Consider the following 18,565-nt stretch of genomic DNA (forward strand, 5'->3'; position numbering starts at 1 on the left):
CCCGAGCCTACCGGCCGCGACCTCGTTGCCATGCCGCATCACCATTCGGTCACCGGGTGGGTCCGCTCCCTTTGCGGCGGGCCCGGTCGGTGCCATATTGGTCGGCGTCGGTATCCGGAACAGTGTCCGGATATCGTGCTCAGTCAGGGCGGCGGCCGGGGGACGGCCCCCGGCGGCACAGCCGCGCGGCGCGCTGCCCCGGACGACACCGGACCCGGCGGCACGGCCGGGCTCATCACAGCTGGAGGACACGGTGACCACCGACCCCTGGGGCCGCGTAGACGACGACGGCACGGTCTACGTGCGCACGAGCGAGGGCGAGCGCGTCGTCGGGTCGTGGCAGGCAGGCGACCCCGCGGAGGCCCTCGCCTTCTTCCGGCGCAAGTACGACGCCCTGGTGACCGAGGTCGAGCTGCTGGAGCGGCGGCTGCGCACCACCGACCTGTCCGCGGCAGCCGCGCTGTCCAGCGTCGACAAGCTGCGCGCCGCCGTGCAGGACGCCAACGCCGTCGGCGACCTGGACGCGCTCACCGCCCGCCTCGACCGGCTGACCGGCCGGGCCGAGGAGCGCAAGGTCGAGCAGAAGCGCGCCGCCGAGGAGACCCGCACCCAGGCCCGCGACGTGAAGGAGCGGATCGTCGCCGAGGCCGAGCGGGTCGCCGAGGAGACCACGCACTGGAAGTCCGGCGCCGAGCGGATGAGCCAGCTGATGGACGAGTGGAAGGCCGCGCCGCGCGCCGACCGCCCCACCGAGCAGGCCCTGTGGAAGCGCATGTCGACCGCGCGCAACGCCTTCTCCAAGCGGCGCAAGGCGTACTTCGCCGGGCTGGACGCCCAGCGCGACGAGGTGCGGGCGGCCAAGGAGGTCCTGGTCGCCGAGGCCGAGTCGCTCTCCGGCTCCACCGACTGGGGCCCCACCTCGGGCCGCTACCGCGAGCTGATGCAGCGGTGGAAGGCGGCCGGACGGGCCGACCGCACCAGCGAGGACAAGCTCTGGGCCCGCTTCAAGGCCGCGCAGGACACGTTCTTCCAGGCCCGCAACGCGGTGTTCGCCGAGCGCGACGAGCAGCTGCGCTCCAACGCCGAGGTGAAGGAGAAGATCCTCACCGAGGCCCGCAGCGCGCTGGAGGGGGTCCGCGACCCGCGCGAGGCGCGCGCCCGGCTGCGCGACTTCCAGGAGGCGTGGGACGAGGCCGGACCGCTCCCCCGCGACGAGCGGGACCGCCTGGAGGGCGCGTTCCGCAAGGTCGAGGAGGGGGTGCGGCGCGCCGAGGACAGCGAGTGGCAGCGCACCAATCCCGAGGCGCGGGCCCGGGCGCAGGCCACCGTCGACCAGCTCCGCGGGTCCCTGGAGGACCTGGAGGCGAAGCTGGCCAAGGCCCGGACCGCGGGTGACGAGCGCAAGGCCGGCGACCTCGAGGAGACCATCGCGACGCGCCGCTCCTGGTTGCAGGAGGCCGAGCGCGCGCTGTCCGAGATGAGCTGAGCGGAACGCGGGCTGCGGGGCAGTCCCTCCGGGGCCGGCGGGCGGTGCGCCCGCCGGCCCCGCTGTGCGCTGCGGGGCGGTGGCGCGGCGGCGGTCGTGCCCGCGAGCGCTCGGCCCTTCGGCGCTAGGTCTTGGCGACGGTGAGCAGGACGACGGAGTCCTCCACCGCTTCGAGCGCGTGCACCGCTTCCGGGATGATCAGGAGGTCGCCCGCGCGCCCCTCCCAGGAGTCGGCGCCCTTCGCCGACTCGTCCGAGCCGGCCGATCCGGCCTTCGACCGCAGGACGACGCGGCCGCGCAGCACGGTGAGGGTGGCCTCGCCCGGATTGGGGTGGTCGGCCAGGGCGTTGCCCGCGGTGAGTGCGATGAGGGTCTGGCGCAGGGTGCGCTCGTGCCCGCCGTACACCGTCTCGGCGCTGCGCCCGGCCGGCGCCGAAGCCGCCTCGGCCAGGTGGCGGCGGGCCAGCGCATCCAGGGAGAGCTTCATCATGCCGGCAGTCTGGCACAGCAGCGCCCCGATCCGGCGCTCCTGACGCGCCGCACGCACCCCTCGTCCTCGTCCGGGACCGCCGCTGCCCGCCGGCCGGGAACCGCAGGCGCGTCCGGCCGCGGACGGGCCGCGCCGCACGGGCGCTGCAGGGCTCCTGCCTCCGCTGGTGCCGGAGGTCAGTTCTTCAGGCGGTAGACGTCGTAGACGCCGTCGACGCCGCGCACCGCCTTGAGCACGTGGCCCAGGTGGGTGGGGTCGGCCATCTCGAAGGTGAACCGGCTCAGCGCCACGCGGTCCCGGCTGGTCTGCACCGTGGCCGAGAGGATGTTGACGTGCTGGTCGGAGAGGACCCGGGTGATGTCGGACAGCAGCCGGGACCGGTCCAGCGCCTCCACCTGCAGCGCGACGAGGAACATGGCCCCGTCGCCCTGCCGCCACTCGACGTCGACCATCCGCTCCGGATCGAGCGCGCGGGTGTTCACGCAGTCCTTGCGGTGCACCGACACCCCGTTGCCGCGGGTCACGAAGCCGACGATGGGGTCGCCGGGCACCGGGGTACAGCAGCGGGACAGCCGCACCCAGACGTCCGGATCGCCCTCGACCGCCACACCGGAGCCGCCGCCGGAGCGCTGCCGGCGCGGCGGCGCCTGCGTGGGCAGCGACGATTCAGCGATGTCCTCCTCGGCGCTCTCGATACCGCCGAGCGAGTCCACCAGCTTCTGCACCACGCTCTGCGCGCTCACCTGGTTCTCGCCGACGGCGGCGTAGAGCGCGTCGACGTCGGAGTAGCGCAGGTCCCGGGCGAGCGCGAGCAGCGCCTCGCCGCTGAACAGCCGCTTGATGGGCAGCTCCTGCTTGCGCATGACCCGGGCGATGGCGTCCTTGCCCTGCTCGGCGGCTGCCTCGCGGCGCTCCTTGGTGAACCACTGGCGGATCTTGTTGCGGGCCCGCGCGCTCTTCACGAAGGAGAGCCAGTCGCGGCTGGGCCCCGCGTCGCTCGCCTTGGAGGTGAGGATCTCGATCGTCTCGCCGTTGTGCAGTTCGCTGTCGAGCGAGACGAGGCGGCCGTTGACGCGCGCGCCGACGGTGCGGTGCCCGACCTCGGTGTGCACCGCGTAGGCGAAGTCGACGGCGGTGGCGCCCTGCGGCAGCGAGATGACGTCGCCCTGCGGGGTGAAGACGAACACCTCCTGCACCGACAGGTCGAAGCGCAGCGACTCCAGGAACTCGCCGGGGTCCTTGGTCTCCTGCTGCCAGTCGATGAGCTGGCGCAGCCAGGCCATGTCGCCGGTGCCCTTGGCTTTGCCGCTCTCCTTGCCGGAGACCCGGTCTTCCTTGTACTTCCAGTGCGCGGCGATGCCGTATTCGGCGCGGCGGTGCATCGCACGGGTGCGGATCTGCAGCTCGACCGGGTTGCCGGACGGGCCGATGACCGTGGTGTGCAGCGACTGGTACATGTTGAACTTCGGCATCGCGATGTAGTCCTTGAACCGGCCGGGGACCGGGTTCCACCGCGCGTGGATGGTGCCGAGTGCGGCGTAGCAGTCGCGGACGCTGTCCACCAGGACCCGCACCGCGACGAGGTCGTAGATCTCGTCGAAGCCGCAGTTGCGGGCGATCATCTTCTGGTAGATCGAGTAGTAGTGCTTGGGCCGGCCGCGCACGGTCGCCTTGATGCGCGCCTCGCGCAGGTCGGCGGAGACGGCCTCGATCACGTCCTGCAGGTAGAGGTCGCGGCGCGGTGCGCGCTCGGCGACCAGGCGGGCGATCTCGTCGAACCGCTTCGGGTAGAGCGTGGCGAACGCGAGGTCCTCCAGCTCCCACTTGATGGTGTTCATGCCCAGCCGGTGGGCGAGCGGGGCGAAGATCTCCAGCGTCTCCCGGGCCTTCTTCTCCCGCTTGGCCTGCGGCAGGTAGCGCAGCGTCCGCATGTTGTGCAGGCGGTCGCACAACTTGATGACCAGCACCTTGATGTCGCGGGACATCGCCACGACCATCTTGCGGACCGTCTCGGCCTGGGTGGCCTCGCCGTACTTGACCTTGTCCAGCTTGGTGACGCCGTCGACGAGCTCGGCGATCTCGTCGCCGAAGTCGGCGCGCAGCGTGTCCAGCGCGTAGGGGGTGTCCTCCACCGTGTCGTGCAGCAGCGCCGCCGCGATGGTGGGCTCCTGCATGCCGAGCTCGGCGAGGATGGTGGCCACCGCGAGCGGGTGGGTGATGTAGGGGTCCCCGCTCTTGCGCTTCTGGTCGCGGTGGTAATAGGCCGCAACGTCGTAGGCGCGCTCGATCAGCCGCACGTCGACCTTGGGATGGGTCGCGCGGACGGTCTTCACGAGTGGCTCGAGGACCGGGTTCATGGTCACCCCCCGCTGGGCGCCGAGACGGGCGAGTCTGCGGCGGACGCGGACGCTGGAGGACGGTGCGGGCTCGGCGGCTGCCGCCGGTACCGCGGTGCTTCCGGACGGCGGCTCCGGAGCGGGCGCGTCCGGCGCCGGATCCGCCGGCGCGGACTGCGCCTGCTGCGCGGGCTCCGCGGAGTGGCCGGGGTGCGCGGGCTGCTGGGACGCTCCGGCCTGCTCGGCCGGCTGCGGCGCTGCCCGCGGATCCGCGGCCGGCGCCATACCGGGCGACGCGGCCGCACTCGTCGGTGTCGGCTCCGGTGGCATGGCATCCCTCCCGCGGCTGCCGTGGACGAACGGCTCACCTGGTGCAACGCGACGGTGCCGCCGGTCTATGCCCGACCGGGGCCGAGGCCCGGCCGGCGTCGGTGACCAGCTGCGATACACGACCGGTCCGGCCGGTCGGCGCCGCGCCCGCCCGGATGCCGGACGGCAGCGGGGCCGCTGCCGCGCCCGGCGGCAGCCGGCCCGCCGCGTCAGGCGGCGGTGAGCGCGGTGACGTCCACGTCGGTCAGACGGTCACGGCCGTTCAGGAAGCCGAGCTCCATGAGGACCGAGAATCCCACGACCGTACCACCCGCCCTGCGGACCAGGTCCACCGCGGCCCGTCCGGTGCCCCCGGTGGCGAGGACATCGTCGACGACGAGCACGCGGGCCCCCGGCGCGACGGCGTCGGCATGCATTTCGACGGTCGCGGAGCCGTACTCGAGATCATAGGACTCGGCGAGCGCCTGCGCGGGCAGTTTCCCGGCTTTGCGTACCGGGACGAAGCCCGCGCCCAGTGCGAGCGCGACCGGTGCGGCGAGGATGAAGCCGCGCGCCTCCAGCCCGACCACGGCGTCGACGCCGGCGCCGCGGTAGGGCTCCGCCATGGCGTCGACGACGGCGCGCAGGCCCCCGGCGTCGGCGAGCAGCGGGGTGATGTCCTTGAACACCACGCCCTGCTCGGGAAAGTCGGGGATGTCGCGGATGCCGGCGGCGATGGCCGCGGCGGCTGCCTCGGCGGTGGAGGCGGCATCGGTGGAGGGGTCGGCGGGCATGGTGCGGGGTTCTCTTTCGCGTCGGGCGGCCGGCGGGGCGGCGGGCGCCGGATGGCGGCGTCGGTCGCACCGGCCGGGGACCGGATGTCGGGCCGGCGGAGCCGGGGCGGCGTCGCCGAAAGGCCGGAGCGGTGCGCGGCAGCAGGGCGGCCGGCCCCGCACAGCGCGGCCTGGGCCGGCTGCCGCGGCGGCCGGCCCAGGCCAGAGTAGTGGCAGTGCCGGCGGAGGCCGGCGGACGCCCGCCGCGGAAGCGGACGGGGCGCGCTGGGGCGGGCTACTTGTTGTCGCCGTCTCCGGAGTCGCGGCCCGGGAAGTCGGGGCGGTCCTCGACCGGGGTGTCGTCGGCGGCACCGGGCTCCTGGACGGCGTCGGCGATGCCGGCCTTCAGGATGCGGATCCGCGTGCCGGGCGATACTTCGAGCTCGACCTCAGCGTCGCGCACCTCCACGATCGTGCCGTAGAAGCCGGCCTGGGTGAGCACCTCCTGGCCGGGGTGGAGACGGTTCTGCATCTCCATCTGCTGCTTGCGGCGCCGCTGCTGCGGCCGGATGATGAGCAGCCAGAAGACGAGGACGAGCAGCGCAATCATGAGCACTGACTGCATCATGCTGCCGCCCGCTGCGGCTTCCTGCGCGAGAATGGTGGTCTGGCCCTGCACGGGGGCGTCCTTTCCTGGTGTTTCCCGTGGACGAACTCCACGCCGACAAAGAACGAACGGACCCGCCCCCGTGTTCCCGGCGCGCCGGAGCCGTGCGCTCTCGCGCCCAGCCTAGGGCGTGATCGGCGGGCGGCGTCCGCGGCGCAGCGCACCGGGGCGGTCCGCGGCCGGGCACGCCCCCGGCCGCGCCGCCCGGCTCAGCCGAACGGCGCCTGCTCCGGCGCGGCGAGGCCCAGGTGCTCCCACGCCTGCGGGGTGGCGACGCGGCCGCGCGGAGTCCGTGCGACAAATCCCTCCCTGACCAGGAAGGGCTCGGCGACGGTCTCCACCGTCTCCGGCTCCTCGCCGACCGAGACGGCGAGCGTGGACAGGCCGACCGGCCCGCCGCGGAACCGGCGCAGCAGCGCGTCGAGCACGGCCCGGTCGAGCCGGTCGAGTCCGCGCGCGTCGACCTCGTACAGCTCCAGGGCGGCGCGGGCCGCGTCCAGGTCGAGCCGGCCGTGCCCGCGCACCTGGGCGTAGTCGCGCACCCGCCGGAGCAGCCGGTTGGCGATGCGCGGCGTACCGCGGGAGCGGCCGGCGATCTCCGCGGCGGCGTCGCCCTCCAGCGCGACGTCCAGCAGCGCTGCAGAGCGGCGCACGATGTGCTCCAGGTCGGCCGGCAGGTAGTAGTCCATGTGCGCGGTGAAGCCGAACCGGTCGCGCAGCGGGGACGGCAGCATGCCGGCCCGCGTGGTCGCGCCGACCAGGGTGAACGGCGCGATGTCGAGCGGGATGGCGGTGGCGCCCGGCCCCTTGCCGACCATCACGTCCACCCGGAAGTCCTCCATGGCGACGTAGAGCATCTCCTCGGCGGGGCGCGCCATCCGGTGGATCTCGTCCAGGAAGAGGACTTCGCCCTCCTGCAGGGTGGACAGCACCGCGGCGAGGTCGCCGGAGCGCTCGATCGCGGGGCCGGAGCTGATCCGCAGCGGCGCGCCGAGCTCGGCGGCGATGATCATCGCGAGGGTGGTCTTGCCCAGGCCGGGCCCGCCGGACATCAGGACGTGGTCGGGCGCCCGGCCGCGGTGCTGCGCGCCGCGCAGCACCAGGGAGAGCTGTTCGCGGACCCGGTCCTGGCCGACGAAGTCGTCCAGGGTGCGCGGGCGGAGCGCGCCTTCGAGGGCGCGCTCGTCGTCGGCGGCGGCGGGCGAGGCGACACCGCGGTCGTAGTCGTCCATGGGGAAGGCTCCTCCGGTGCTCTCCGGCGGTTCAGACCCGGCTCAGTGTGCGCAGGGCGGACCGCAGCAGGGCGGCGACGTCGGGCTCCTCGCCGGGGCCGGGCGCGACGGCGTCGGCGGCGGCTTCGGCGTCGCGCGCGGTCCACCCCAGGCCGGTCAAGCCGGCCACGACCTGGGGGCGCCAGTGCGCGGGGGCGGCCGCGGACTCCTCGGCGCCGGCAGCGGGGGCGCCGGCGGCCGGAGCGCCGGCGGCGGGGCCGAGCTTGTCGCGCAGTTCCAGCACGATGCGCTGGGCGCCCTTGCGGCCGATGCCGGGCACGGCGGTGAGCGCCGCGGTGTCCTCGGCGGCGACGGCGGCGCGCAGCGTGTCCGGGCTGTGCACGGCCAGCATGGCGAGTGCGAGGCGCGGGCCGACGCCGGAGGCGGACTGGAGGCGCTCGAAGACGTCCCGCTCATCGGAGTCGGCGAAGCCGAAGAGGGTGAGCGATTCTTCGCGCACCACCAGCGCGGTGGCGACGGTGGCGGTTTCGCCGACCCGCAGCCGGCCGAGCGTGGACGGCGTGCACTGCACGGCCATGCCGACACCGCCGACGTCGAGGACGGCGCTGCCGAGGCCCCGCTCGGCCACCCTTCCGGTGAGGAACGCGATCACCTGCGGTCTTCCTTTCCGCGCCCGCGCGCCGCGGCGCGGGCCAGCTCCACTTTGCGGGCGAACTCCTGCTGTGTGGCCTGCTGCGCGGCCTGGACCGCCTGCACCGACGCTGCGCGGGCCGCTGTGCCCGCGGCGGCCGGAGCACCGCCGGAGGTGCCGGACACCCCGCCGCGCCACAGGTGGCAGATCGCGAGCGCGACGGCATCGGCGGCGTCAGCCGGCCGCGGCGGCCCGGCCAGTTGGAGGATGCGGGCGACCATGGCGCCCACCTGCTGCTTGTCGGCGCGGCCGCTCCCGGTGACGGCCGCCTTGGCCTCACTGGGGGTGTGCGTGGCGACGGGCAGTCCGCGGCGCGCGGCGCAGACGAGGGCCACACCGCTGGCCTGGGCGGTGCCCATGACGGTGCTGAGGTTGTGCTGGGCGAAGACGCGTTCGACGGCGACCGCGTCGGGGCGGTGCTCGTCCAGCCACTCCTCGATGCCGCGCTCGACGGCGACGAGGCGGTGCGCCGGGTCCAGCCCGGGATCGGTGCGGACGACGCCGGCGCCGAGCAGCCGCGGCGGCCGCCCGGGCGCGCCCTCGACGGCACCGACGCCGCACCGGGTCAGCCCCGGGTCGATGCCCACAACGCGCACGTCCGCCCCCTTCGCTGCCCCTCTCGAACGCCCGTTCGCAGCCTACTACGGGGGCCGGCTGCCGGCTGCCTCCGCACCGCGCCGGATCCGCCTGCCGCCCCGCGGGCGGGTGCACCGGGAGCGGGTGCCGGGTACCGCCGGGGCGGCGCGGTGCGGAGATGCCCGCCCCGATGCGGAAGACGGTGCCGAGCCCTCGATCGCGATCCCGGCCGTGCGGGCGGCTGCGCCGGCCGGCGCAGCGATGCGCCGGCGGAGGCCGGGGAACGGCGACCGCTCCGCCGCGCCGGCCGCGGTGCCGGTTCCGGTCAGCGCGGAGAGGCCGGTCGGGACGGCCTGGCAGAGGACGCCGGCGCCGGGCGCGGGGCGCACCGCGGCGAGCGGGCGGAGGTCCAGGCCGGCGGGGGCGCCGGAGAACCGGGGGGAGGGCAACCGGGCGCCGAGCACCGCCTCCCCTCCCCGGGGGCCGGTGCCGCGCTACCGCTCCCCTCCCCCGTGCCTGGTTCCGCCCGCCGCCGGAGCGTCCGCACCGGCCGCCCGTGCCGCGGGAACCGGCTGATCGGGCAGTGGCGCGCCCTCGGGCCCGGCGGCGACCTCCGGGGCCGCGGCGGGTGCGCGGCGGTCCGGCACACGGAGGCGCGGTCCCCCGCGGAGGGGACGAGCGGCCCGCGCCTGCCCGCGCGCTGGGCTTCGCACCCTCCGGGCGGGCTGCAGCAGCCCTCGGGCGCGGCGGCCGCGGGCCGGGCGCAGACCGGTGCCAAAGCGAAGGGCGTCAAGGCCGGTCGGACCGGCCTTCGACGCCCTTCGCTGCGGGGCCCTGCCCCGGACGGCATACCGCCGCTAGCCGATCTTCTCCATGACCTCGTCGGAGATGTCGGCGTTGGTGTAGACGTTCTGCACGTCGTCGGAGTCCTCCAGGACGTCGACGACGCGGAGCACCTTCTTGGCGTCCTCCTCGCCGAGGGGGATCTCCATGCTGGGCAGCCAGGAGGATTCGGCCGACTCGTAGTCGATCCCGGCCTCCTGCAGCGCGGTGCGCACGGCCACCAGGTCGGTCGCCTCGCTCACGACCTCCCAGGACTCGCCCAGGTCGTTGACGTCCTCGGCGCCGGCTTCGAGCACGGCGAGGGTGACGTCGTCCTCGGTGGTGCCCTCCTTCGACACCAGCACCACGCCCTTGCGGTTGAACAAGTAGGACACCGAGCCGGCGTCGGCCATGTTGCCGCCGTTGCGGGTGACCGCGACGCGCACCTCGGAGGCGGCGCGGTTGCGGTTGTCGGTGAGGCACTCGACCAGCAGGGCGACTCCGCCGGGGGCGTAGCCCTCGTACATGATGGTCTGCCACTCGGCGCCGCCGGCCTCTTCACCGGAGCCGCGCTTGCGGGCGCGCTCGATGTTGTCCAGCGGGACCGAGTTCTTCTTCGCCTTCTGGATGGCGTCGTAGAGCGTGGGGTTGCCCTCCGGGTCGCCGCCGCCGGTCCGCGCCGCCACCTCGACGTTCTTGATCAGCTTGGCAAAGAGCTTGCCGCGCTTGGCGTCGATGACGGCTTTCTTGTGCTTGGTGGTGGCCCACTTGGAGTGGCCGCTCATGCCGTTCCTTTCACGATGTCGACGAAGAGTCGGTGGATACGCGCATCCCCGGTGAGCTCGGGGTGGAATGAGGTGGCCAGCAGGCTCCCTTGTCGTACCGCCACGATCCTACCGGCCGCGCCCTCCCCGCCGCGGACGCTGGAACCGGTCCTGCCGAGCACCTCCACCCCCGCGCCGGGGGACGCCACCTCCGGAGCGCGGATGAAGACCGCCTCCACCGGGCCGCCGGGGACGCCGCGCATCGCGACCGCGGCCTCGAACGAGTGGACCTGGCGGCCGAACGCGTTGCGGCGCACGGTCACGTCCAGGCCGCCGAGGGTGCGCTGGTCGGCGGCGCCGCCCTCGATGCGGTCGGCGAGCAGGATCATGCCGGCGCAGGTGCCGAAGGCGGGGAGCCCGCCGCGCAGGCGCGCGCGGAGCGGCCCGGCCAGGCCGTACCGATCGGCCAGCTTCATCATCGCGGTGGACTCGCCGCCGGGCAGGACGATGCCGTCCAACCCGCCGAGCTGCTCCGGGCGGGTGACGCGCAGCCCCGCGGCGCCGCTGGCCGCGAGACTGCGCAGGTGCTCCTCCGTGTCGCCCTGCAGGGCGAGCACCCCGATGCGCGGAGCGGCGGCTACCACCCGCGCCCGGCGAAGCGCTGCTCGGCGCCGAGTTCATCCAGGCCGATGCCGACCATGGCCGGGCCCAGGCCGCGGGAGACGCGCGCGATCACCGCGGGGTCGCTGTAGTGCAGGGTGGCCTGCACGATGGCGTCGGCGCGGCGCGCCGGGTCGCCGGAGGCGAAGATCCCCGAGCCGACGAAGACGCTCTCCGCGCCGAGCTGGCGCATCAGGGCCGCGTCGGCCGGGGTGGCGACGCCGCCGGCGGAGAACAGCGGGACCGGCAGCGCACCGGTCCGCGCGGCTTCGCGGACCACGTCGTAGGGCGCCCGGAGCTCCTTGGCGGCGGCGAACAGCTCGGCCTCGTCCAGGGTGCCGAGGCGGCGGATCCCGCCGCGGATGGCGCGCAGGTGCTGGGTGGCCTCCACGACGTCGCCGGTGCCGGCCTCCCCCTTGGAGCGGATCATGGCCGCGCCCTCGGCGGTGCGGCGGAGGGCCTCGCCGAGGGTGGTGGCGCCGCAGACGAACGGCACGGTGAAGGCCCACTTGTCGATGTGGTGGGCCTCGTCGGCGGGGCTGAGGACCTCCGACTCGTCGACGAAGTCCACCCCGAGCGACTCCAGGACCTGGGCCTCGACGAAGTGCCCGATGCGGGCCTTGGCCATCACCGGGATGGAGACGGCGGAGATGATGCCGTCGATCAGTTCGGGGTCGGACATCCGCGCGACGCCGCCGTCCCGGCGGATGTCGGCGGGCACCCGCTCCAGGGCCATCACGGCCACGGCGCCGGCGTCTTCGGCGATGCGGGCCTGGTCCGGGGTGACGACGTCCATGATGACGCCGTTCTTGAGCTGCTCGGCCATCCCGCGCTTGACGCGGGTGGTGCCGGTCGCCGGGGAGGCGCCGGCTGCGGGGGCGGTACCGGATTCGGGCATGGTTCACGGCTCCTGCGCAGTCGTGGGGAACCCTCCCCACTCTAGTGCGGGCCCGCAACCGGGCCCGGGGCGGCCCGGGGGCAGTCCGCACCGGCCGCGCGCTCCGCCGGCGCCGCGGATGGGCTACTCCCCCGGTTCCTCCCCGGCACCGCGCTGCTGCGGGGGCTCCCGCGGGGGCGCCCCCGGCGGCTCCGCACCGGGCTCCCCGGGATCCGGTTGCGCGGCGGCCGCCTGAGCGCCGCGGACGGCGGGCGGTTCGTCGTCCATCTCGAAGAAGGCGGGCAGCGGTGCGCGGCCGACCAGCCGGAGCAGGCGGACGAGCCGGGCGGCGCGGGCCTGGCGGGTCTGGGCGGCGGCGTCGTTGTAGAAGCTGCGCGCGATCAGCACGTCCTTGGCGGCGGCGGACACCTCCGCGTGCACCGCAGCCGGGAGCTGCGCTCCGGCGTGCTCCAGCACCGTGCGCAGTGCCGCCGACAGCCGGCTTTCGGCGAGTTCCCGGTCCTCCCCGGCCCGGTAGGCGGCGCCGGCGGCGTCGGCGAGCAGCACCGCCGAGGCGGGTTCCAGCGCGCGGTCGGCGGAGAGCTCCAGCACCACGGCGGCGCGCCGGTTGAGCGCCGCCTCCAGCGCGGCCCGCGCGGTCTCCACTCTGGTGTGCAGCCGGTCCAGCCGGGTGGCCCGCCAGGAGGCGTAGAACGAGCAGAGCAGTGCGAGCGCGACTCCGGTGATCAGGGCGGAGAGCCAGTCGGCCACGGCTCAGCCCGCTTCACTGCCGACGCCGACGGGGGTGCGGGCCCCCGGCGGGAGCACGGCCGCGTAGACCCGCGCCACGTCGGCCGCGACAGCACTCCAGTCGTAGGCGCGTACGGCGGCCGCTGCGGCGGCCGACAGCGCGCGGCGCCGCTCGGGCGCGTCCAGCAGGGCTGCGGCGCCGGCGGCCAGCGCCGCCGGGTCGCCGGCCGGGAACAGCGCGCCGGCCCGGCCGCCGTCCAGCACGCTGCGGAAGGCCGGAATGTCGCTGGCGAGCACCGGAGCGCCGGCGGCCATGGCCTCGGTCAGCACCATGCCGAAGCTCTCGCCGCCGAGGTTGGGCGCGCAGAACACGTCCACGGACCGGTAGGCGCGCTCCCGGTCGGCGTCGGAGACGCGGCCGAGCGCCACTGTGCGCTCGCGCAGCGGCTCCGGCAGCCGTGCGCGGGCGGCGTCGGCGTCCCCCGGCCCGGCGAGCAGCAGCCGCAGGCCGGGCCGCCCGGGGGCGAGTTCAGCGAACGCGTCGAGCAGCACCGGCAGGCCCTTGCGCGGCTCGTCGAGGCGGCCGAGGAAGCCGAGCGCGCCGCCGCTGCCGGGCCAGCCGGGAAGCGGCCGGGCTCGGGCGAACCGGTCGGCGGCCACCCCGTTGGGGATGAGTACCGCATCGCCGCCGAGGTGCTCGACGAGGGTGCGGCGGGCCGCTTCGGAGACGGCGATGCGGCCGTTGATCTTCTCCAGCGCGGTGCGCAGCGCGGCGGCGGAGGCGGCCATCGCCCGCGAGCGCGGGTTGGCGGTGTGGAAGGTGGCGACCAGCGGACCGTCGGCCACCCAGCAGGTCAGCAGGGACAGGCTCGGCGCTGCGGGCTCGTGTACGTGCAGGACGTCGAAGGCGCCGTCGCGGATCCAGCGGCGGACCCGCGCGGCGGCGCGGACGCCGAAGCAGAGCCGCGCCACCGAGCCGTTGTAGGGCACCGGGACGGCGCGGCCGGCCGGCACCAGGAAGTCGGGCAGCTCGGTGCCGCCGGCCGCCGCGGCGGCGGTATCGCACGGCGCGAGGACGCTCACCTCGTGGCCGAGCGAGCGCAGCGCCCGCGCGAGGTCGGCGACGTGCTGCTGGACCCCGCCCGGCACCTCCCAGGTGTAGGGGCACACGATCCCCACCCGCATCGGTGTCACCCCGTCCCGGCGGTGCGCGGGCCCGGGGGCGGGCCGTCGAGGTCGGCGGTGAAGACGCGCTGCAGCATGTGCCAGTCCTCGGGGTGGCGGGCGATGGCGCCCTCGAAGGCGGTGGCGAGCGACTGCGTCATGGCGGCCACCCGCGCGGGGCGGCCGGCGTGCTGCGGTACCGGGATCTCGGGGAGGACGTCGATGCGCAGGGCCGGGCCGTCGTAGGAGAGCGCGACCGGCATCAGCGCGGCGCCGGTGCGCTCGGCGAGCGCGGCGGGACCGGCCGGCATCCGGGCGTCCTCGCCGAACAGCCGCACGCCGACCCCGCCGGCGGTCAGGTCGCGGTCGGCGAGCAGGCAGACCAGGCCGCCGGCGCGCAGCCGGCGGGCGAGCCGGCCGGTCGCGGTGCCGATGGCGCCGTCGGCGCCGGAGAGCGGCAGCACCTCCATGCCCAGCGACGCGCGGAAGGCGGTGAACTTCTCGAAGACCGGCTCCGGGCGGAGCCGCTCGGCGACGGTGGTGAGCGGGATGCCGCGGCGGGTGATCCACGCGCCGGCGTGGTCCCAGTTGCCCATGTGCGGCAGCGCCGCGACGGCGCCGCGGCCGGAGGCGACCGCGTCCTCCAGCGGCTGCAGGCCGTGCGCCCGGGTGCGGGCGTCCAGGGTGGGCCCGTCGATCGCGGGCAGCCGGAACATCTCGTAGAAGTAGCGCAGGTAGGAGCGCATGCCGGCGCGGGAGAGGGCGCGCAGCTGGGCGGCGGTGGCGTTCGGGCCGGCGACCCGGCGCAGATTGGCTTCGAGGCGGGCCACGCCGGGCCCGCGGCGGCGCCAGGCGCGGTCTGCGGCCGCGGTGAACGCGGCCCGGCCGGGTGCTTCGGGAAGCTCCCGGACCAGGCGCCACCCCGCCGTGTAGACGAAGGTGGCCAGGCGGTCGTCCATCAGCGCAGCTCCCGGTCGTTGCCGGGGTCGCTCAGCCGGGCGCGGGTCTCGACCATCCGCTGGATGACGGTGACGGCGCTGAGCAGCGCCAGCAGCCACACTCCGCCGGCCAGGAAGTAGGGCACGCCGAGGCCGCCCAGGCCGGTCGCGATGAGGATGACGATGAGGCGCTCGGTACGTTCGGCGACGCCGACGTCGCAGTTGACGCCGAGCCCTTCGGCGCGCGCCTTGATATAAGACACGCCGAACCCGGCGACCAGGCAGAACAGGGCGGCGCCGCCGAGCACCGGGTCGTTGCCGCCGCCGAAGAACCACACGGCGAGGCCGGCCAGCACGGCGGCGTCGGAGACCCGGTCGAGAGTGGAGTCGAGGAATGCGCCCCACTTGGTCTGCTCGCCGGAGGCGCGGGCGACCGCGCCGTCGAGCATGTCGAAGAGCACGAAGACGGTGACGGCGACGGCACCGACGTAGAGGTCGCCCCGCGGGAAGAAGAACAGCGAGGCGGCGACCGTACCGGCGGTGCCGGCCAGCGTCACCATGTTGGCGGTGACGCCCATCCGCACGAGGCCGCGGCCGACGGGAGCGGTCATCCGGGTGATCGCGGGGCGCAGGAATCTCAGCATGTCATCTCAGGATCGTAGGCGGGCGCGGCGGCGCGGGCGAGTCGGCGCGCAGCCGGTGCGGCATCCGGCTGCCGCCGGTCGGGGCTCCGGGCCGGCCACTGCGCTGGGTGGAGCGGCCGGGTCCGGGTGGGCGGGTGGCGCTGGCCGCCCGCGGTTCCGGAGGGGCGTCCGGCTCGGCGGGGCCGGGGCGGCGTTGGCCGCGCGCGGTGGCGGCGGTGCACCCGTCGCACGGCCGGCGGAGGAGTCAGGGCGGGTTTTCCTCCTCGCTTGAGGAGAACGCCGCGAGGTGCGTGCCAGGGCGCCGCGCAGCAGGACAGGTGCCCACCCGGCACGCCCGGGGCGTGGTGGGTGAACGGCGTTCGTCGCGAGCAGGACAGGTGTCCACCAGACACGCCCTAGTCCGCGGGCGGGGCGGTCACGGCGCAGGCGGCGGTGCCGCCCGGCATCCGGTGCCGGTTGCGGGCGACCCACCGGTAGGCGGCGGCGCCGGCCGGGCGGAGCGGACGGGTGCGCAGCAGCGCGCCGAGCGGGCGCACGGCGGCGACCGGCGAGCTGACCAGCAGGGCCGCTACCGCGTCGATGCCGCCCCACAGGCGGCGGCCGTCGGGGTGGGCCAAGAGGACCTCGTGCCGGGCGCGGTCCGCGGTGGGAGCGCTCAGCCCGGCCCGGTGGGCGGGCACGGCGCGGACACCCGGTGCGAGGCGCCGCTGGGCGAAGCGGACGCTGGCCTCGCAGAATCCGCAGTCGCCGTCGTAGACGAGGAGCGGTGGTCCGATGGCGGTGCCTCCCGGGGGATCGATGGTGCGTTATTCGGGCTGCTGCGGGTGCGGCCAGTGCGCGGCCAGCTTCGCGCGGCTCTGCTCGAGCATCTCGGGGAGCACCTTGGTCTGGCCGATGACCGGCATGTAGTTGGTGTCGCCGCCCCACCGGGGCACGATGTGCTGGTGCAGGTGGGCGGCGATTCCGGCGCCGGCCGCGGTGCCGAGGTTCATGCCCACGTTGTAGCCGTGCGGCACGTAGGCGGCGGCCAGAGCGGCGATGGCGTCCTGGGTGAGCGCGGCGATCTCGGCGGTCTCCGCGGCGTCCAGGTCGGTGTAGCCGGAGACGTGCCGGTAGGGGCAGACGAGCAGGTGGCCGCTGTTGTACGGGTAGCGGTTGAGGACGGCGTAGGCGCGGCGGCCGCGGTGCACCACGAGGCCCTCGGCGTCGGGCAGGCCGGGCGCGCGGCAGAACGGGCAGCCGTCGCCGGCCTCGGGGCCGGCGGGCTTGTCCTCACCCTTGATGTAGGCCATCCGGTGCGGTGTCCAGAGCCGCTGGCAGCCGTCCGGGTCGGGCGCGGGGCCCGGCTCCGGGGCCGGCGCACCGGCGCCGCCCTGCCCGGTCTCGCCCCGGTCCGCGGGGCCCGGGTTGCGGGAGCCCTGCTCTGCACCGCTCATCGCGCGCTCGTCTCCGATCCTGGTCCGGTCGTCCCCAGCATAGGGCGGAGCGGCGGCCTCCCGGCCCCGCGGGCGGTGCGGCCGCGGGGCCGGGAGGCTGCAGCGCTACTCGGCTGGCTGGGCGGCGTCCGCGCCGCTCCCGCCGGCGGAGGCCGGCTGGGCGGGGGCGCGGTCTTCGGTGCCCGCGGCGGCGTCCGCGCCCTCGGGGGCGTAGCGGCTGGTGAGCTTCACCGGCTCGGCGTCAGTCGCCGCCTTCTTCGCGCGGCGGCGCTTGGAGAGGATGTTGAGCACCTCGACGAAGAGGGAGAAGCCCATCGCGAAGTAGATGTAGCCCTTGGGCACGTGGAAGCCGAGCCCTTCGGCGACCAGGGTCATGCCGATCAGCAGGAGGAACGCCAGCGCCAGCATCTTGACCGTCGGATGGGCGTTGACGAACCTGCCGAGCGGGTTGGCGGCGACGAGCATCACGATGACGGCGATGACGACGGCCGCGACCATGACCCAGATCCCGCCGGGCTGGTTGCCGATCATGCCGACAGCGGTGATCACCGAGTCGAGCGAGAAGACCAGGTCCAGCGCGACGATCTGCAGGATGACGGCGCCGAAGGCGGCCCGGACCTTGCCGGAGGCGTGCCCCTCGTGCCCCTCCAGGCTCTCGTGGATCTCGTAGGTGGCCTTGCCGATCAGGAAGAGTCCGCCGGCGAGCAGGATGATCGCCTGCCCGGAGAAGTCGACCCCGAAGACGGTGAACAGCGGGGTGGTCAGCCGCATGATGAGGGTGATGGACGCCAGCAGTGCCAGGCGGCCGACCAGGGCGAGTCCGATGCCGATCTTGCGCGCCTTGTCGCGCTGGTGCGGCGGGAGCTTCTCGGCCAGGATCGAGATGAAGACCAGGTTGTCGATCCCGAGGACGATCTCCAGCGCGGTCAGCGTCAGGAATCCGATGATCAGGTCGGTTGCCATGAAGGGGTCCGCTCAGGTTCGGGTGGGGGGCAGGAGCCTCGCAACGCTAGAACGGAGCGGATAAGCCCGCGGTAAGGGGCGCGGCCCGCTGAGCTGCGGCGCTGACCTACGATTCCCATCAGGCGGGAATTATCCCTTTCGCTCCCTTTTGATGCCTTCTTACCGTTACCCGGTCACCCCCGCCGGGAGAGGAGGACCCGTGCTGCCCAGCACCCCCGCGGCCGCCAGCGGCCGTACCGCTGACGCGTCCGCAGCCGCCGGCAACACCGGCCGCTCGGCCGACCGGCTGCTCCGCGTCCTCCTGCTGTTCGCCCGCGAGGAGTCCCTGACCGCGGCCGGAATCGCCGATGCCACCGGCATCCCAGTCAGCACGGTGTACCGCATCCTGGGCGGGCTGACCGGGACCGGGCTGGTGCGCCGCACCGCGCCCGGCGGCAGCTACACGGCCGGCCCGGTGGCGGTCCAGTTCGCCGAGCGCTACCGCACCGGCGCGCTGGAGCGCACCGCGATCGGCCCGCGCCTGGCCCGGCTCTCCCGGGAGTCCGGTGAGCTGGCCGCCTTCCTGGTACCGATGGGCACCGAAGCGCTGTGCGTCGACGCCGTGGAGGGGCCGCGCGTCCTGCGGTGCAGCTACAGCCGCGGCGCAACGCAGCCGCTGCTGCGCGGCGCAACGGCGCTGGCCCTGCTCGCGCACCTGCCCGAGGAGCGGCGCCAGGGCGTCTACTCCGCCTACGGGCTCGCCCCGGGGCAGGTGCGCGAGCTGGAGGCGCAGCAGCTGCAGGTGCACCGGGACGCGGTCGCGGTCAGCGAGGGCGCGCTCGACGACGGAGTCTGGGGAGCCAGCTCCCCCGTCCTGGACGCCGCCGGCGCGCTCACCGGGGCGGTGACGGTCATGGCGCCCGCTGCGCGCACCGCGCAGCGCCGCCCGCACTACGTGCGCCTCGTCAAAGAGGCGGCACGCGACCTCAGTGGAGGCACGATTTGATC

General features: G+C 75.1%; 19 protein-coding genes. 2 read left to right on the forward strand and 17 right to left on the reverse strand.

Annotation, left to right across the window (positions count from 1 at the left end; genetic code table 11):
- The first annotated feature begins 253 nt into the window (after positions 1–253).
- Positions 254–1,486 carry a DUF349 domain-containing protein gene (locus tag ACYVGT_RS16770; RefSeq protein WP_460859290.1) on the forward strand — a complete coding sequence of 411 codons (1,233 nt, stop codon included), beginning with the start codon at positions 254–256 and terminating at the stop codon, positions 1,484–1,486.
- Positions 1,487–1,610: 124 nt separating this feature from the next.
- Here ACYVGT_RS16770 and ACYVGT_RS16775 read toward each other — a convergent pair whose 3' ends face one another.
- From ACYVGT_RS16775 to ACYVGT_RS16855, 17 genes are all read right to left on the reverse strand, one after another.
- Positions 1,611–1,976, reverse strand: coding sequence for a cupin domain-containing protein (locus tag ACYVGT_RS16775; RefSeq protein WP_460859292.1), 366 nt, complete (start codon positions 1,974–1,976; stop codon positions 1,611–1,613).
- A 176-nt stretch (positions 1,977–2,152) separates the two neighbouring features.
- Entirely contained in the window at positions 2,153–4,333 is a 2,181-nt protein-coding gene (locus ACYVGT_RS16780) for a RelA/SpoT family protein (RefSeq protein WP_460859294.1), read from the reverse strand.
- A 518-nt stretch (positions 4,334–4,851) separates the two neighbouring features.
- Positions 4,852–5,415, reverse strand: a complete 564-nt coding sequence (locus tag ACYVGT_RS16785) for an adenine phosphoribosyltransferase (RefSeq protein WP_460859296.1) — start codon at positions 5,413–5,415, stop codon at positions 4,852–4,854.
- A gap of 274 nt (positions 5,416–5,689) precedes the next feature.
- The gene (gene yajC, locus ACYVGT_RS16790) at positions 5,690–6,073 is read right to left on the reverse strand and encodes a preprotein translocase subunit YajC (protein ID WP_460859299.1); all 384 of its coding nucleotides are present in this window, start codon (positions 6,071–6,073) and stop codon (positions 5,690–5,692) included.
- Positions 6,074–6,270: 197 nt separating this feature from the next.
- Positions 6,271–7,293, reverse strand: coding sequence for a Holliday junction branch migration DNA helicase RuvB (gene ruvB / locus ACYVGT_RS16795; protein WP_460859301.1), 1,023 nt, complete (start codon positions 7,291–7,293; stop codon positions 6,271–6,273).
- 31 nt (positions 7,294–7,324) lie between these two features.
- Positions 7,325–7,945 carry a Holliday junction branch migration protein RuvA gene (gene ruvA / locus ACYVGT_RS16800; protein WP_460859302.1) on the reverse strand — a complete coding sequence of 207 codons (621 nt, stop codon included), beginning with the start codon at positions 7,943–7,945 and terminating at the stop codon, positions 7,325–7,327.
- The gene (gene ruvC, locus ACYVGT_RS16805; RefSeq protein WP_460859305.1) at positions 7,942–8,580 is read right to left on the reverse strand and encodes a crossover junction endodeoxyribonuclease RuvC; all 639 of its coding nucleotides are present in this window, start codon (positions 8,578–8,580) and stop codon (positions 7,942–7,944) included. The genes ruvA and ruvC overlap by 4 nt, the downstream gene beginning before the upstream one ends.
- An 837-nt stretch (positions 8,581–9,417) precedes the next feature.
- Positions 9,418–10,167 (reverse strand): YebC/PmpR family DNA-binding transcriptional regulator, encoded by a 750-nt coding sequence (locus tag ACYVGT_RS16810; protein ID WP_460859307.1) that lies wholly within the window; start codon positions 10,165–10,167, stop codon positions 9,418–9,420.
- Entirely contained in the window at positions 10,164–10,790 is a 627-nt protein-coding gene (pdxT, locus tag ACYVGT_RS16815; protein WP_460859311.1) for a pyridoxal 5'-phosphate synthase glutaminase subunit PdxT, read from the reverse strand. The genes ACYVGT_RS16810 and pdxT overlap by 4 nt, the downstream gene beginning before the upstream one ends.
- Positions 10,784–11,704: a pyridoxal 5'-phosphate synthase lyase subunit PdxS gene (gene pdxS, locus ACYVGT_RS16820; RefSeq protein ID WP_460859314.1), complete on the reverse strand. Its 921-nt coding sequence runs from the start codon at positions 11,702–11,704 to the stop codon at positions 10,784–10,786. The genes pdxT and pdxS overlap by 7 nt, the downstream gene beginning before the upstream one ends.
- 123 nt (positions 11,705–11,827) lie before the next feature.
- A complete protein-coding gene (locus tag ACYVGT_RS16825) occupies positions 11,828–12,454 on the reverse strand; it encodes a hypothetical protein (RefSeq protein ID WP_460859316.1) in 627 nt (208 codons plus the stop codon).
- A 3-nt stretch (positions 12,455–12,457) separates the two neighbouring features.
- A complete protein-coding gene (locus tag ACYVGT_RS16830) occupies positions 12,458–13,618 on the reverse strand; it encodes a glycosyltransferase family 4 protein (protein ID WP_460859318.1) in 1,161 nt (386 codons plus the stop codon).
- 5 nt (positions 13,619–13,623) lie between these two features.
- The gene (locus ACYVGT_RS16835) at positions 13,624–14,556 is read right to left on the reverse strand and encodes a phosphatidylinositol mannoside acyltransferase (RefSeq protein WP_460859321.1); all 933 of its coding nucleotides are present in this window, start codon (positions 14,554–14,556) and stop codon (positions 13,624–13,626) included.
- Entirely contained in the window at positions 14,556–15,179 is a 624-nt protein-coding gene (pgsA, locus tag ACYVGT_RS16840) for a phosphatidylinositol phosphate synthase (RefSeq protein ID WP_460859324.1), read from the reverse strand. The genes ACYVGT_RS16835 and pgsA overlap by 1 nt, the downstream gene beginning before the upstream one ends.
- A gap of 395 nt (positions 15,180–15,574) precedes the next feature.
- The gene (locus ACYVGT_RS16845) at positions 15,575–15,979 is read right to left on the reverse strand and encodes a thiol-disulfide oxidoreductase DCC family protein (RefSeq protein WP_460859417.1); all 405 of its coding nucleotides are present in this window, start codon (positions 15,977–15,979) and stop codon (positions 15,575–15,577) included.
- A gap of 6 nt (positions 15,980–15,985) precedes the next feature.
- A complete protein-coding gene (locus ACYVGT_RS16850; protein WP_460859326.1) occupies positions 15,986–16,615 on the reverse strand; it encodes an HIT family protein in 630 nt (209 codons plus the stop codon).
- 105 nt (positions 16,616–16,720) lie between these two features.
- Complete coding sequence (locus ACYVGT_RS16855) at positions 16,721–17,578, reverse strand: TerC family protein (protein WP_460859328.1); 858 nt, start codon at positions 17,576–17,578, stop codon at positions 16,721–16,723.
- Between the two features lie 199 nt (positions 17,579–17,777).
- Between ACYVGT_RS16855 and ACYVGT_RS16860 the strand changes: the two genes are divergently transcribed.
- A complete protein-coding gene (locus tag ACYVGT_RS16860; RefSeq protein WP_460859330.1) occupies positions 17,778–18,563 on the forward strand; it encodes an IclR family transcriptional regulator in 786 nt (261 codons plus the stop codon).
- Positions 18,564–18,565: the final 2 nt, after the last annotated feature.

This window comes from Nocardiopsis coralliicola (assembly GCF_054779695.1).